The following is a 16009-nucleotide window of genomic DNA, read 5'->3' on the forward strand; positions in this document are numbered from 1 at the left end:
GGCCGCTCCTGCTGTGGGAACGCTCAGGCGCGCTCCACGGTTCCTCCGTGCGTCCGTTCCACTATGCGCCGGTGCGCAGCGGTTCGCCGACGTCGTGCATGTGGTTCAGCGCCTGCCGGTAGGACTCGACGAGCCCCGTCTCGGTGTAGGGAAGGCCCAGAGAGCGGCAGTGGGCGCGTACCAGCGGCTGGGCGAGCTTCAGGTGGGGGCGCGGCATGCTCGGGAAGAGGTGGTGCTCGATCTGGTAGTTCAGTCCGCCGAGGAACCAGTCCGTCACCGGGTTGCCGCGGACGTTGCGGGAGGTGAGGACCTGACGGTGCAGATGGCCCCAGCGCCGGCCGTTGTCCTCGTCGGGCATCTCCATGCCCTTGTGATTCGGGGCGAACGCCATGCCCAGATGAAGGCCCAGGAGCATCTGGTGGATCAGAGCGAAGACGACTGCCTGGCCAAGCGGCATGGCGGCCAGCAGCAGCGTGGCGTATCCGGCGACGTGGGCGAGGAGCAGCGCGGCTTCGACGGCACGGGAGCGTGCGGACCGGTGCGGACCGCCACGGGAGAACACGGCCCTGAATCCGTAGATCTTGAGCGCTATGCCTTCGAGGGTGGTCAGCGGGAAGAACAGCCAGGCCTGGTGCCGGGTGAGCCAGCCCTGGAACCCGTCGCGCCCCACCGCCTGCTTCTGGGTGAAGACGAGGATGTCGGCGGCGACGTCCGGGTCCTTGTCGATGTGGTTGGGGTTGGCGTGGTGGCGGTTGTGCTTGTCGTTCCACCATTCCTGGCTCATGCCGAGCAGCAGGTTGGCGTGGACGAGCTGGATGAGCCGGCTCCTGCCGCGGTCGGCGGTGATCTGTGCGTGTCCGGCGTCGTGGCCGAAGAAGGCGGTGCGGGTGGAGAACACGGCCAGCGGTACGGCGAGCAGGAGCACCCACCAGGAGCCGCCGACGAGGGCGATACCGGTGATCGCGGCGGCGAGAGCGAGCAGATTGACCGCGATCCCGCGGGCGTACCAGCCGGGGCGGCGCTCCAGGAGCCCTTGTTCTCTGACGGTCCGCAGGAGAGGCGCGAAGGGGCTTCCTGCGGTGTCACTCCCCGCACTGCGCTGCGCACCGGTTCCCGAAGGAGCCGGCGCGGACGACGGATCCGCGAGGGTGGCGGTGGCCAAAGGCATGGGGGTCTCCGGTCTGTGGGGCGGGTTGCGCCTGCGCTGACCTGAGAAAACGTATGTACGCGGGGCCTGTGCCGGCCATGGCGCCACCACCCGGAACGGTCTGGGGGCAGCCCACCGCCGACGGTGCTGCCAGCTACACCCTCAAGGGTTCACGTGAGGGGCGTCACAGCGGGGGAAGCGACGCCGTGCGGCGTCCTGAGGTACCCTCGGCGACTCCCGGCCCGCAGTAGTCAAATTTGAGGAATGCGTCTTCGCTGTGCACCGACCCTCCGCGGCAACGTCCTCCCCGACCCTCCCATCCGGTTCTCCGTCCCCCTTGGCCCCCGGCTCCGTGACCGCGCTCGCACGCTGCTCCGCGGTGTTCGTGCCCGCCGATCCGGCCCGTGCGGGACACGTCGCCTTCTGGGATCCGGACGGCGCCGACCTGCCCGACATCCCCGGAACCGCCGAGTCGATCACCCTGGTGGAGGACGGCACCGGCCTGCGCACCGTTCCCGCCGTCCTCCTGCCCGTACGCACGGCGTTGCCCGTCCTGACGCGGGCGCGCGCCGGCAGCGACGCGTCGCCCGCCGCCGCGTTCTGGGGTGCGGCCACCCTGCTCGCGCTCCAACTCATCGCTCGGGGACTGCTGTTGCCGGGTCTGACCGCGACCGATCACGACACGTGGCGCGTCGGACCGCTGACACCCGACGATCTGGAACGCATCCGCCGGCTCGCCGCGTCGATGCCGCCCTCCGCCCATGCCGTGCCACTGGACACCGCGGCCGAACCTCTCCTCCTGCACGAGCCCGAACGGCTGTTGCGCTCGTTCCTGGACGCCGTGGCGGACGGTCTGCCGCGTACTCCTGCCGCTCCGCAGGCCGTCGGCGGTCCCGCCTTCGCCGCCCGCAAGGCCCAGCGGCTGCCCGCCGCGCGGACGTGGGCCGCGGACGTCGCCGCCGGCCATGACGCGGGCGTCCGTCTGTCCCTGCGGATCGAACTCACCGAGCCCGACGCGGCGAAGGGCCCTGCCTTCCGTGCCGTGCTCCAGATGCACAGCGTCAGCGATCCGGCCGTCGTCGCCGACGCGGCCGCCGTCTGGGCGGGCGGCAGATCGAGCACGGAGTTCGGGCCCAGGGCCCGGATGGACGCCCTGCTCGCGCTCCGCCGGGCCGCCCGCGCCTGGAGTCCGCTCACCCCGCTGCTCGAGGCCGCCGTGCCCGACACCATCGAGCCGGCCGACGAGGAGATCACCGAACTCCTCGGCGAGGCCGCACGCGCACTCGCGGCAAGCGGCGTCCAGGTGCACTGGCCGAAGGAGATGGCACACCGGCTCACCGCACGTGCCGTCGTCGGCCCGCCCGACGAGGGGCCCCGCACCCCCGGCGCGGCGGACTCGGGGATGCCCTCATTCCTGTCCGGTGACGCCCTTCTCGCCTTCAACTGGTGGTTCGCGCTGGGCGACAAGCAGCTCACTCGTAAGGAGCTGGACGAGCTCGCGGAGGCCGGCAGACCCGTGGTGCGGCTGCGCGACCAGTGGGTCCTCATCGACCCCGAAGAGGCCCGGCGCGCCCGCGAACGCCGGAACCGTACGCTCTCGCCGGTCGACGCACTCGGTGCCGTCCTCACCGGTTCGACCGAGATCGACGGCCGCCGTGTCGACGTCGAGGCATCCGGCTGGGTGGCGCAGCTGCGCGACCGGCTCGCCGACCCCGAGGGCGGAACGCAGGAGATCCAACAGCCCGCCGCACTGACGGCGACCCTGCGCGACTACCAGCTGCGCGGCCTGAACTGGCTGAACCGGATGACCTCCCTCGGCCTCGGCGCCTGCCTCGCCGACGACATGGGCCTCGGCAAGACCATCACCCTCATCGCGCTCCATCTGCACCGTCAGACCGACGAATCGGCCGCCGGTCCCACCCTCGTCGTCTGTCCGACGTCGCTGATGGGCAACTGGCAGCGGGAGATCGAGAGGTTCGCCCCCGGCACGCCCGTACGCCGTTTCCACGGCGCGTCCCGCAGTCTGGAGGACCTCGTCGACGGTGAGTTCGTGCTCACCACCTACGGCACGATGCGGCTCGACGCGACCCGCCTCGGGCAGGCCGCGTGGGGCATGGTCGTCGCCGACGAGGCGCAGCACGTCAAGAACCCGTACTCCGCCACCGCCCGGCAGCTGCGCACCATCGGGGCCAAGGCCCGGGTGGCGCTCAGCGGGACGCCCGTCGAGAACAATCTCTCCGAGCTGTGGGCGATCCTCGACTGGACGACGCCCGGGCTCCTGGGGCGACTCAGTACGTTCCGCAGCCGTTACGCCCAGGCGGTGGAGGGCGGGAGCGATCCCGGCGCGGCCGGCCGACTCGCGGCGCTGGTACGGCCGTTCCTCCTGCGCCGGCGCAAGTCGGACCCCGGCATCGCACCCGAACTGCCCCCGAAGACCGAGACCGACCGGGCCGTGTCGCTGACCGTCGAACAGACCGGGCTGTACGAGGCGGTGGTGCGCGAGACCCTGGCCGCGATCTCCGCGGCCGACGGCATGGAACGGCGCGGACTGGTGGTGAAGCTGTTCACCGCTCTCAAGCAGATCTGCAACCACCCGGCGCAGTACCTCAAGGAGGAGCGGCCCCGGATCCCGGGCCGGTCGGGCAAGTTGGAGCTGCTCGACGAACTGCTCGACACGATCCTGGCCGAGGACGCGAGCGTGCTGGTCTTCACGCAGTACGTCCAGATGGCGCGGCTGCTGGAGCGGCATCTGGCCGCGCGCGGTGTACGGACGCAGTTCCTGCACGGCGGTACGCCCGTCGCGGAGCGCGAAGCCATGGTGAACCGTTTCCAGGACGGTGAAGTCCCTGTCTTCCTGCTGTCGTTGAAGGCTGCCGGTACGGGTCTCAACCTCACCCGCGCCGGTCATGTCGTGCACTACGACCGCTGGTGGAACCCGGCGGTCGAGGCCCAGGCGACCGACCGCGCCTACCGCATCGGACAGACACAGCCGGTGCAGGTGCACCGGATGATCACGGAGGGGACCATCGAGGACCGCATCGCCGAGATGCTGGCGCGCAAACAGGAGCTGGCCGACGCGGTGCTCGGCTCCGGGGAGGCCGCGCTGACGGAACTGACCGACGCCGAGCTGGCGGATCTGGTGGAGCTGCGAGGGGGCGCGCGATGAGCGTGGGGGACGACAACGAGCGGACGTTCGCGGCACTGCCGCCCGAGCGCGGCCGCGGCTTCGCCCAGACGTGGTGGGGCCAGACCTGGCTCAAGGCGCTGGAGGACACGGCGCTCGAGTCCGAGCAGCTCAAGAAGGGCCGGCGGCACGCCCGCGAGGGTGCGGTCGGCGCCGTGTCGGTGCGCCCCGGACGGATCACCGCCGTCGTACGTGACCGGGACGGCACCGGGCAGCGCAGCGATGTGCTGCTCCAGGAGTTCGACGAGGCCGCGTGGGACAGGTTCCTCGACATGGCGGTGGACCGCGCCGGGCACATCGCGGCGCTGCTCGACCGGGAGATGCCGCCCGTACTGGTGGAGGACGCGGCCTCCGCGGGCCTCGAACTCCTTCCGGGGATCGGGGATCTGGAGCCCGAGTGCACCTGTGGCGCCTGGGACCTGTGCCCGCACACCGCGGCCCTCTGCTACCAGGTGGCGAGGCTCCTCGACCAGGACCCGTTCGTCCTGCTGCTGATGAGGGGGCGCGGTGAGCGCCGGCTGCTGGACGAGCTCCAGGCCCGCAGCATGGCGCGGGCCTCGGGCGACACACCCGCGGAGGAGGCCGAGCCCGCGCCGGAAGGGGTGCGGGCCGACGAGGCGTTCGCGGCCTGGGGCATACTCCCGCCGCTGCCCGCTCCCCCACCGCTGCCGGACGAGCCGGGACAGCCGCCGTCCCTGGACACCGAGACGGAGCCGCCGCACGGCATCGACCCCGGCGCGCTGGAGTTCCTCGCCGCGGACACGGCGGCCCGAGCGCACCGAATGCTCGCCGAGGCACTCGCGCCGGGTCACCGAGGCCAGGCGGTCGACGACGGACTGACGACTGATCAGGACCTGGTGCGGCTCGCGTCGTCGGCACCCACAGGGGTGATCGCGTCCCGTCTCGCGTCGGCCACCGGGCGGCGGCGTGCCGCTCTGGATCTGGCGGTGCGCGCGTGGCGCTCGGGAGGCCCGGCCGCGCTGTCCGTGTTCGACGAGGAGTGGGCCCCGGAGCCGGAGGATCTCGCCCGCGCGACGGCCCTGCTGGAAGGGGCCTGGGAGGAGCCGGAACGGCCCCGGCTGCGCATGTCGGGGCCGGGAAGCTGGGCGGTGCCGGGCTCGGGTGCGCAGTTGCGTCTGGGCCGTGACGGCCGCTGGTGGCCGTACCGCAAGGAGAGCGGCCGCTGGGCCCCCGCCGGGCCCGCGGACCACGATCCGGCGGCGGCGCTCGCGGGGGTGCTGGACCAGGCGGGGACGCCCGGGCAGGGCTGAAGCGGGCCGCTGTCGCACGCGGCTGAAGGTGGGCAACCGCGCGTCGAGGACGCCAACCGCATAGCGCTCACAGACACGGAACAGTCCCGCCACGCAGGGGCGATGGCGGTACGTCAGGCCGCGTTCACCCGGATGTCTCATGACGTTCGGCGTGAACGCACACCCTGTCCGCTGTCAGTCGATCTGTAGGCCAGGAGGCCCGATGTCCCCGTCTGCGCGTGTGTTGCCGCGTTCCGTCCGCCGTTCCCTTTCCGCGGGGCTGCCCATCGCCCTCGTCGCGGCGATCGCCGTGGCCGGCACCGCCACGGGCGCGCCCGGCCACACGGGCGGACACGCGACGGGTCCGCGGGTGACGGGCACCGCCGTGCTCGAGGACATGTCGCTGGCCCGGTTCAGCAACTCCCTGCTCAAGGGGTCGGTCACCGACGACCGCGGGGTCGACCTGGGCGGGATCGGCAGCGACATCTTCCCCGCCGGCCGCAAGGGCGAGTTCTGGACGGTGACCGACCGCGGGCCCAACGGCCAGATCAAGGTCGACGGGGCGAAGCGCCGCACCTTCCCGGTGCCCGGGTTCGATCCGGCCATCGTGAAGGTGCGGGTGTCCGGCAAGCGGGTGAAGGTGCTGACCGCGCTGCCGATCACCACCTCGCGGGGCAAGGCCGTCACCGGTCTGCCGAACCAGGCATCCCGCGACGAGGCCCCGTACACGTACAACGCGTCCACCCCGCTCTCCTACGACCCGAACGGTCTGGACACCGAGGGCATCGTCCGTGCGGCCGACGGCACCTTCTGGCTCGCCGACGAGTACGGGCCCTCGCTCGTCCATGTCTCCTCGCGAGGCCGGGTGCTGGCGCGCTATGTGCCCAAGGGCCTGGGACTGCGCGGTGCCGGTTACCCGGTCGTCGAGGCGCTGCCGTCCATCCTGCTCCAGCGCAAGATCAACCGTGGTTTCGAGGGGCTGGCGCAACTGCCCGGCGGCGATCTCGTCCTCGCGGTGCAGAGCCCGCTGTCCGTGCCGGACGAGGACGCGGGCGAGGCCTCGCGCAACGCCCGCCTGCTGCGCTTCTCGCCCACGAAGCGCGCCGTGACCGCCGAGTACGCCTATCGCTTCGACGCCGTGGACGTCGTCGACCCGGGTGAGGACGACCCCTCGGAGCTGAAGATCTCCTCGCTGGTCGCCCTCGGCCGCGACACCCTCCTCGTACAGGAGCGCACGGACGCCTCGTCCCGGGCGCACCGTGTCACGCTGCCGCGCGGCGCGGGCATCCTCGGCGGCCGCTGGGACAGCACCACGACCTCCCCCTCGTACGAGCAGATCGAGGACCCGGCGGCAGCGGGGGTCCCGGTGCTGCGCAAGAGCCTGGTCGCGGACTTCGGCAAGGTGGCGGGTGTCCCCGGGAAGGTCGAGGGCATCGCCGTGGTGGGCCGGAACACGCTCGCGCTCATCAACGACAACGACTTCGGCATGACGGACGGGCCCGAAGCCTTCGACGCTCAGGGCCGGCTGGTGGACAGCGGCATCGAGACGACCGTGACGTACGTGCGTCTGCCGCGCCCGCTGCACGGCTGAGCCCGCCCGCCGGGAGCCGCGCCGACCTGAGTGCGGTGCGGCTCCCGGTCGTCAACTCCCCTGCACCGCCTGGCCTTTGACCGCTCCCAGCGCCTCGCGCGGCCGACCGTACCGTGATCCCACGACCGGCGGACGCGAGCAGTGGACGATGAGCGACCCGCGGATCGTCACCGTGGCCGGCCAGGGACTATGGGCTGTCCCGGCTGGATGCGTACCGGTTGGCCAGCCAGGCGGGTGAGGCCCCGCTCGCCACCGTCTGCGACACCAGATACACCTGCGTCGCCAAGATCCGCAAGGAATGGCCGCCGGCAGGAGATCCTCATGGCGGCCTCCACCGTCATCCACGGGAGGTCGTCCGCACTGCCCCGCTTCTGACACCCCCACCAGGAGAGGCCCCATGGACCGCAGACGACTGCTCAAAGGCGCCGCGGCCGTGGCCGCCACCGGTGTCGTGCTCCCCACGGCCCGCGCTCAGGCCGCCGCCGCCGACACCGACTTCCCCACCGCCGAATGGCTGCCCGCGACGACGTCCAACTTCACCCCGTCGAGCCGCCCTTCGTCGTACCCGGTGAACTTCGTCGTCGTCCACGTCACCCAGGAGACCTTCGACGACACCATCGACATCTTCCAGGACTCGGCCCGGCAGGTCTCCGCCCACTACGTCGTGCGCTCCGCGGACGGACATGTGGCGCAGTGCGTGCGGGAGCGGAACGTCGGCTGGCACGCGGGCAATTGGGACTACAACACCCGCAGCATCGGCATCGAGCACGAGGGCTGGGTGGACAGGCCGGAGTATTTCACCGACGTGCTCTACGAGCGGTCCGCGGCGCTCACCGCCTCGATCTGCGACCGCTACGGCATCCCCAAGGACCGCACGCACATCATCGGCCACCACGAGGTCCCCGGCGCCACCCACTCCGACCCCGGACCGCTGTGGGACTGGGGCCGCTACATCCGCCTGGTGAACTTCACCTGACGTCCGGACGCTTGTCGCGCCCCTCCGCCTGAGCCACGATGGGCCGGGGAGGCCGAGTTGAGCGACGCATGGGTGGCTCTCGAACCGGGCGCGGATCCGTCGGAGCGGATCGCCGCGCTGCGCAGGGCCTACGACGCCTATCTGACCGCGGGCCGTGTCGAGCGGCCCGTGCGATCCGTGGTGGCCGACTCCTGGAAGCGCTCGGCCCGGGCACGTGTCAGCCCCGACGGCACGGCCGGCGTCGAGCTGGACGACGACGCGCTCACCGCTTGCCGCGAGGATCACCCGCTGGCCCGGGTCATGCCGCTGATGCGGGAGCTGATGGGCGCGTACGCCATGGACGGCGAGCATCTCGTTGCCGTCTGCGACGCGCACGGACGGCTGCTGTGGGTCGAGGGGCCGCCCACCACCCGGCGCAGGGCCGATCTGATGAACTTCGTACCGGGCGCCCGCTGGGCCGAGGCCGTCGCCGGGACGAACGCCCCGGGCACGGCGATCACCCTCGACCGGCCTGTCCAGGTCTTCGCGGCCGAGCACTTCCGCCGCCCGGTCCAGGCCTGGACGTGTGCCGCGGCCCCGATCCACGATCCCGCCACCGGGCGGCTGCTCGGCGCGGTGGACATCACCGGCGGCGACCGGCTGGCACACCCTCACAGCCTCGCGTTCGTCGGGGCCGTGGCACGGGCCGCCGAGTCCCAGCTGGCACTTCTCGCCCCACCGCCGTCAGCGGAGAGCGTGCAATTGACGGCGCTGGGCCGCGACGAGGCGCTTTTGGTGACCGGCGGCCGCAAGGTGCGGCTGAGCCGCCGCCACAGCGAGATCCTCGTGCTACTGGCCCACCGGCCGGAGGGTGTCGGCGGCGACGAACTGATGATCGAGCTGTACGAGGACGAGTCGGTCACCCCCGTCACCCTTCGGGCGGAACTGTCCCGGCTGCGCGGTCTGCTCGGTCCCGATCTGCTGCTTTCCCGGCCCTACCGGCTCGGCGCGCGCGTCGACGCGGACTTCGACGCGGTGGCCCGGCGGCTCGCGTCGGGTTCGGTGACCGGGGCGCTCACCGCGTACGCCGGTCCGTTGCTGCCCGCGTCCCAGGCACCCGCGGTGGCGCGGCTGCGCCGGCGTCTGGAGGGTCAGCTGCGCGCCGCGCTGATCGCCCGCGGCGATCCGGGCCTGCTCGCCGACTGGGCCTACAGCCCCTGGGGCGAGGACGATCTGCCGGTGTGGCGGGCCCTGGCCACCGCACTCCCTTCGGCGCAGCGTCCGTCCGCTCTCGCGCGTGTACAGGAACTGGACGCCTGGCAGCGGTCCTGACGAGCCGGAGCGGCAGGCTTCGCGTACCCCGTGGGGCGCGGTTCGGCCACCGAATGACCGCTCCGTACTGCGAATCCCGCGCTACCTCCTTACTGTCGGTTGATAGCACCGAGGTCCGACCCCGCCGCGGCGGGGTCGCCCGACCGTCCGACCCGGAGGAGCACGCCATGCCGGAGCTGTTCATCGGCGGCAAGTGGACTGCCGCCCTCGACGGGCAGGTGCGTGAGATCCGCTGCCCCGCGGACGGCACCCTCGTCGCCACCGTCGACGAGGCCGGCCCGAAGGACGCCGCGGCGGCGATCGCCGCCGCCCGCGACGCCTTCGACCGTGGCCCGTGGCCCCACATCGCTGCCGCCGACCGCGGCAGGGTGCTGCTGCGCGTCGCCGACCTGCTGGAACGCGACAAGGACGCGTTCGCCCGAGCCGAGTCCCTGGACACCGGGAAGCGGCTCGTGGAGAGCGAGTACGACATGGACGACATCGCGAACTGCTTCCGGTACTTCGGCAATCTGACGGCCGCCGGGGGCGAGGACCGGATCGTCGACACGGGCAACCCCGAGGTGGACAGCCGGGTCGTGCACGAACCCGTCGGGGTGTGCACGCTGATCACGCCGTGGAACTATCCGCTGCTGCAGACCGCCTGGAAGGTCGCTCCGGCACTCGGTGCGGGCAACACGTTCGTCCTCAAGCCCAGCGAGCTCACCCCGCACACCTGCATCATGCTGATGCGCCTGCTGACCGAGGCGGGAGTCCCGGCCGGCGCGGCCAACCTGATCCTGGGCGCCGGCCCCACGGCTGGTGCCCCGCTCAGCGAGGACCCGCGGGTGGACATGGTCTCGTTCACGGGCGGTCTGGTCACCGGGCGGCGCATCATGGCGGCCGCCGCGCCCACGGTGAAGAAGGTCGCGCTCGAGCTCGGCGGCAAGAACCCCAACATCGTCTTCGAGGACGCCGACTTCGACGCTGCCGTCGACTACGCGGTCATGGCGATCTTCCTGCACTCCGGCCAGGTCTGCTCGGCCGGGGCCCGGCTGCTGGTCCAGGACGACCTGCACGACCGGTTCGTGGACGCGGTGGTGGCGCAGGCCAAGGAGATCAGGCTCGGTGGTCCGTTCGATCAGAACGCCCGTACCGGACCGTTGATCTCCGCTCAGCACCGTGACAAGGTCGAGGCTTATGTGGCGGCAGGTCTCGCCGAGGGTGCTGTGCTGCGCTGTGGCGGCAAGCGTCCCGACGACCCGGCGCTGCAGGACGGGTTCTACTATCTGCCGACCGTGCTGGACGAGTGCGCTCCGGGCATGTCCGTCGTCCGTGACGAATCGTTCGGTCCGGTGCTGACCGTTGAACGGTTCCACGACGAGGAGGAGGCGGTCGCCCTTGCCAACGACACCGTCTACGGCCTGACCGGCGCGGTCTGGTCGCAGGATGTCGGCCGCGCCCACCGGGTGGCTTCCCGGGTGCGCGCCGGAACCGTGTGGATCAATGACTTCCATCCGTACGTCCCCCAGGCGGAATGGGGCGGGATGAAGCAGTCCGGCTTCGGCCGCGAACTGGGCCCCGCGGGTCTTGCGGAGTACCAGGAGGCCAAGCACATCTGGCGCAACCTCAGCCCACGTCCCCAGCGGTGGTTCTCATGAGTGTTCATGACGACAGCAAGAGCAGCAGGGCCAGTGCCCAAGGGCAGGAAGACGACGACGCACTCGGCGCCCTCGGCTACAAGCCCGAACTGAAGCGCACCCTCGGCAACTTCCACACCTTCGCGGCCGGCATCAGCTACATCTCGATCCTCACCGGCACCTTCCAGCTCTTCTACTTCGGTGTCTCCTTCGGCGGGCCCGCCTACTGGTGGTCGTGGCCGATGGTGTTCGTCGGGCAGCTGATGGTGGCCCTGTGCTTCTGCGAGCTGGCCGCCCGCTACCCGGTGGCGGGGTCCATCTACAACTGGGCCAAGACCATGGGCGGCCCGCACGTCGGCTGGCTCGGCGGCTGGATGATGATGACGGCCACCATGGTGACGCTCTCCGCCGTGGCCCTGGCGTACCAGATCACGCTGCCGCAGATCGACAGCTGGTTCCAGTTCGTGGGCGACGGCAGTGGCAAGAACGACGCTGCGGCCAACGCCGTCCTCCTCGGCACCGTGCTCATTCTGTTCTCGACCCTGGTCAACGCCTTCGGCGTGAAGCTGATGGCGCGGATCAACTCGGCGGGCGTCTTCATCGAGCTGGTCGCGGCCGTGGCTCTGATCATCCTCCTGGCCGCCCACATCACACGTGGCCCGAGCACCGTGCTGACGGACACCTACGGACTCGGTGAGGGCCAGACGCTGGGCTACTTCGGCGCCTTCCTGACGGCCTCGCTGGCCTCGGCCTACGTGATGTACGGCTTCGACACCGCCTCGTCGCTGGGTGAGGAGTCGCACGACCCGAGCCGCAACGCGCCCCGGGCCATCCTGCGCGCACTGGTCGCCTCGTTCCTCATCGGCGGCCTGATCCTGCTGTTCGCCCTGATGGCCGTACCCGACATCAACGCCGAGGAACTGTCCACGATCGGCCTGCAGTACGTGGTCCTGGAGACTCTCGGTTCGACCATCGGCGAAATCGTCCTGTGGTGTGTGGTCATCGCCATCACGGTCTGTGTGCTGGCGGTCCAGGCCGCCGGTATCCGGCTGATGTTCGCCATGGCCCGCGACAACAACCTCCCCGCCGGTACTCATCTCGCCAAGGTCAGCCCCCGCTTCAAGACGCCTGTCGTGCCTGCCGTGGTCATCGGTGTGGTGGGCGTGCTGATCCTGGTGATCAACGTCAACCAGCCGCAGATCTTCTCGGTGATCACCAGCATCGCGATCATCATGATCTACGTGGCCTATCTCCTGGTCACCACGCCGATGCTGATCAAGCGGCTGCGCGGCAAGTGGACGCCTGCCGAGGGCAAGTTCTCGCTCGGCAGGTTCGGTCTCCCCATCAACGCCCTCGCGGTGCTGTGGGGCCTGGCCATGTCCATCAACCTCGCCTGGCCGCGTGCCGAGGTCTACAACGCCACCGGGCCGCAGCACTGGTACCTGCGCTGGGGTGCGTTCGTGTTCGTCGGCATCGTCGGGCTCGGCGGCTTCGCCTACTACTGGTTCGTGCAGCGGCACCGGACCGGTGTCCTCGAATCACACCGCTACGTCGCATCGACCGGCACCGGTGAACCGCCGGCGCCCTCCGCCTGACTCTCCCCACGAACCAGTTCTGGAGACGCCATGTCCGCACAGAGCCCCGACCAGGAGTTCGACTACGTGGTGGTCGGCGGCGGCACCGCCGGCGCCGTCATCGCCGCGCGCCTGTCCGAGGATCCGGACGTGAGCGTCTGTGTGCTGGAGGCGGGCCCCTCCGACGTCGGAGACGACAACATCCTGCGGCTCGACAAGTGGATGGCTCTGCTGGAGTCCGGTTACGACTGGGACTATCCGATCGAGCCGCAGGAGAACGGCAACAGCTTCATGCGGCACGCCCGGGCCAAGGTGCTCGGCGGCTGCTCGTCGCACAACTCCTGCATCGCGTTCTGGGCCCCCGCCGAGGACCTCGACGAGTGGGGCGCGATGGGCTGCACGGGCTGGAGCGCGAAGGACTGCTTCCCCCTCTACCAGCGCCTGGAGAACAACGACGCGCCCGGCGACCACCACGGGCGCACGGGCCCGGTCGTCATCCGCACCGTCCCGCCGCTGGACCCCTGCGGGGCGGCGCTGCTGGAGGCGTGTGCCGCCGCGGACATCCCGACGACGCCGTTCAACACCGGCAGCACCGTGGTGCGAGGCGCCCACTGGTTCCAGATCAACCGCCGGGAGGACGGCGTCCGTTCGTCCGCGTCGGTGTCGTATCTGCATCCGATCCTCGGCAAGCGGCCGAACCTCGACGTACGCACCGGACTCCAGGCACGGCGGCTGCTGTTCGGCGACGACGGCCGGTGCACCGGGGTGGAGTACCTCGAACCCGACACCATCCACACCGGATCGGTCACCGCCCGGCGTGAAGTCGTCCTCTCGTGCGGCGCCATCGACTCGCCCAAACTGCTGATGCTGTCCGGCATCGGCCCCGCCGGTCATCTGCGGGACGTGGGGATCGACGTACGCGTCGACTCCCCCGGTGTCGGCTCCCACCTCCAGGACCACCCGGAGGGCGTGATCATGTGGGAGGCCAAGCGGCCCATGGTCGACCGGTCCACCCAGTGGTGGGAGATCGGGATCTTCACCAACACGAGGCCCGGTCTCGACCGGCCGGACCTGATGTTCCACTACGGCTCGGTGCCGTTCGACATGAACACCTACCGGCGCGGCTACCCCACCACCGACAACGCGTTCTGTCTGACGCCGAACGTGACCCGTGCCCGGTCGATGGGCACGGTCAGGCTGCGGACGCGCGACTTCCGGGACAAGCCGAAGGTCGACCCCCGCTACTTCACCGACGAGCACGACATCCGGGTGATGACCCACGGCCTGCGTCTCGCCCGCGAGATCGTCTCCCAGTCGCCCATGGCCGACTGGGCGGGCGCGGAACTGGCCCCCGGACCCGCGCTGCAGAGCGACGACGAACTGTTCTCCTACATCCGCGAGACGCACAACACCGTCTACCACCCCGCCGGGACGGTGCGGATGGGCCCGGTCGACGACGCCGAATCCCCGCTTGACCCACAGCTGCGGGTCAAGGGCGTGCCGGGGCTGCGGGTGGCCGACGCCTCGATCATGCCGTTCCTGCCGGCCGTCAACCCCTGCATCACGACCATGATGATCGGCGAGAAGTGCGCCGACATGATCAAGTCGGGCTGAGGCTCCACCGGACGGCCCGCGCAACGTCCTCGCAACCTCCCGGTCCCTAGCCTCCCGTCAGGCGTCGCCCAAAGGCGGGCGGCACCCTCACCGGGAGGCCCTGGAGATGACCCGATACGCAAGCCCGGGCAGTGACGGCGCGATCGTCTCGTACCGCCCCCGCTACGACCACTGGATCGGCGGCCGGTACGTGCCGCCGGCCCGCGGCGAGTACTTCGAGAACCCGAGCCCCGTCGACGGCCGCCCGTTCACCGAGATCGCCCGCGGCACCGCCGACGACGTCGAGGCCGCGCTGGACGCCGCCCACGCCGCCGCGCCCGCGTGGGGGCGCACCTCGGCAGGAGACCGTGCGGGCATCCTGCTGAAGATCGCCGACCGCATGGAGGCGCATCTGGAGGAGCTGGCGGTCGCCGAGAGCTGGGAGAACGGCAAGCCGGTCCGCGAGACACTGGCCGCGGACATCCCCCTCGCCATCGACCACTTCCGCTACTTCGCCGGAGCGCTGCGCGCCCAGGAGGGGTCGCTGAGCGAGCTCGACGACGACACCATCGCGTATCACTTCCACGAGCCGCTGGGTGTCGTCGGCCAGATCATCCCCTGGAACTTCCCGATCCTGATGGCGACATGGAAGCTCGCCCCCGCCCTGGCCGCGGGCAACGCCGTGGTCCTCAAGCCCGCCGAACAGACCCCGGCCTCCATCCACTTCTGGCTGAGCCTGGTCGCCGACCTGCTGCCGGACGGTGTCGTCAACATCGTCAACGGCTTCGGCGTGGAGGCGGGCAAACCGCTCGCGTCCAGCCCGCGCGTCGCGAAGATCGCGTTCACCGGCGAGACCACGACGGGGCGGCTGATCATGCAGTACGCCTCCGAGAACATCAAACCGGTCACCCTGGAACTCGGAGGCAAGTCGCCCAACATCTTCTTCGACGACGTCTGGGCGGCCGACGACGATCTGCGTGACAAGGCGCTCGAGGGCTTCACGATGTTCGCCCTCAACCAGGGCGAGGTCTGCACCTGCCCCTCGCGGGCACTCATCCAGCGCGGCCACTACAGCGAGTTCCTCGAAGCGGCCATCGCCCGCACCGAGAAGATCGTGCCCGGCCACCCCCTGGACACCGACACGATGATCGGCGCCCAGGCCTCCAACGACCAGCTCCAGAAGATCCTTTCGTACCTCGACATCGGCCAGCAGGAGGGCGCGAAAATCCTGACGGGCGGTCAGCGCATCGAGCACGACGGGGAACTGGCCGGCGGGTACTACGTCCAGCCGACGATCTTCGAGGGCGACAACCGTATGCGCGTCTTCCAGGAGGAGATCTTCGGCCCGGTCGTCGCGGTCACCTCCTTCTCGGACTTCGACGACGCGATCAAGACCGCGAATGACACGCTGTACGGCCTGGGCGCGGGCGTCTGGACGCGCGACATCAACACGGCGTACCGGGCGGGCCGCGCCATCCAGGCGGGCCGGGTGTGGACGAACTGCTACCACGCGTACCCGGCACACGCGGCGTTCGGCGGCTACAAGCAGTCGGGGATCGGCCGGGAGAACCACCGGATGATGCTGGAGCACTACCAGCAGACGAAGAACCTGCTGGTGTCGTACTCACCGAAGAAGCTCGGCTTCTTCTAGGCGCGCGGGAGAAGGCGCCCGGGGCCGGGGGGGCGGGGGAGGGGGCCGGCTGATACGGGGGCCCCCCCCAACCAGCCCGCGGAGCGCCGCCGGGCCGCGGGGCGGTGACGGTGCGT

Annotated in this window: 10 protein-coding genes; 9 read left to right on the forward strand and 1 reads right to left on the reverse strand. The window is 70.8% G+C overall.

Annotated features, from left to right (window positions below; all coding sequences use genetic code 11):
- Positions 1 to 61: 61 nt before the first annotated feature.
- Positions 62 to 1168 (reverse strand): fatty acid desaturase family protein, encoded by a 1107-nt coding sequence (locus tag ACFWU3_RS30110; RefSeq protein ID WP_384444000.1) that lies wholly within the window; start codon positions 1166 to 1168, stop codon positions 62 to 64.
- 256 nt (positions 1169 to 1424) lie between these two features.
- Here ACFWU3_RS30110 and ACFWU3_RS30115 point away from each other — a divergent pair, with 256 nt between their 5' ends.
- The 9 genes from ACFWU3_RS30115 (at position 1425) to ACFWU3_RS30155 (ending at position 15893) form a co-directional block, all read left to right on the forward strand.
- Complete coding sequence (locus ACFWU3_RS30115) at positions 1425 to 4313, forward strand: DEAD/DEAH box helicase (RefSeq protein WP_384444002.1); 2889 nt, start codon at positions 1425 to 1427, stop codon at positions 4311 to 4313.
- The gene (locus ACFWU3_RS30120; protein ID WP_384444004.1) at positions 4310 to 5602 is read left to right on the forward strand and encodes an SWF or SNF family helicase; all 1293 of its coding nucleotides are present in this window, start codon (positions 4310 to 4312) and stop codon (positions 5600 to 5602) included. Before ACFWU3_RS30115 ends, ACFWU3_RS30120 begins: the two co-directional genes overlap by 4 nt.
- 202 nt (positions 5603 to 5804) lie before the next feature.
- Entirely contained in the window at positions 5805 to 7172 is a 1368-nt protein-coding gene (locus tag ACFWU3_RS30125; protein WP_384444006.1) for an esterase-like activity of phytase family protein, read from the forward strand.
- Between the two features lie 397 nt (positions 7173 to 7569).
- On the forward strand, positions 7570 to 8148 hold the full coding sequence (locus ACFWU3_RS30130) for an N-acetylmuramoyl-L-alanine amidase (protein WP_384444008.1): 579 nt from the start codon (positions 7570 to 7572) through the stop codon (positions 8146 to 8148).
- Between the two features lie 57 nt (positions 8149 to 8205).
- Positions 8206 to 9459 carry a GAF domain-containing protein gene (locus ACFWU3_RS30135; RefSeq protein WP_384444010.1) on the forward strand — a complete coding sequence of 418 codons (1254 nt, stop codon included), beginning with the start codon at positions 8206 to 8208 and terminating at the stop codon, positions 9457 to 9459.
- Positions 9460 to 9626: 167 nt separating this feature from the next.
- Positions 9627 to 11096, forward strand: coding sequence for an aldehyde dehydrogenase family protein (locus ACFWU3_RS30140; protein ID WP_384444012.1), 1470 nt, complete (start codon positions 9627 to 9629; stop codon positions 11094 to 11096).
- Positions 11093 to 12670, forward strand: a complete 1578-nt coding sequence (locus tag ACFWU3_RS30145) for an APC family permease (RefSeq protein ID WP_384444015.1) — start codon at positions 11093 to 11095, stop codon at positions 12668 to 12670. Before ACFWU3_RS30140 ends, ACFWU3_RS30145 begins: the two co-directional genes overlap by 4 nt.
- Before the next feature lie 30 nt (positions 12671 to 12700).
- Entirely contained in the window at positions 12701 to 14263 is a 1563-nt protein-coding gene (locus ACFWU3_RS30150; protein WP_384444017.1) for a GMC family oxidoreductase, read from the forward strand.
- 106 nt (positions 14264 to 14369) lie between these two features.
- Positions 14370 to 15893, forward strand: coding sequence for an aldehyde dehydrogenase family protein (locus tag ACFWU3_RS30155; protein ID WP_340476964.1), 1524 nt, complete (start codon positions 14370 to 14372; stop codon positions 15891 to 15893).
- The last annotated feature ends 116 nt before the right edge of the window (positions 15894 to 16009 follow it).

The sequence above is a fragment of the Streptomyces sp. NPDC058685 genome, assembly GCF_042714725.1.
Taxonomy (GTDB): Bacteria; Actinomycetota; Actinomycetes; order Streptomycetales; family Streptomycetaceae; genus Streptomyces.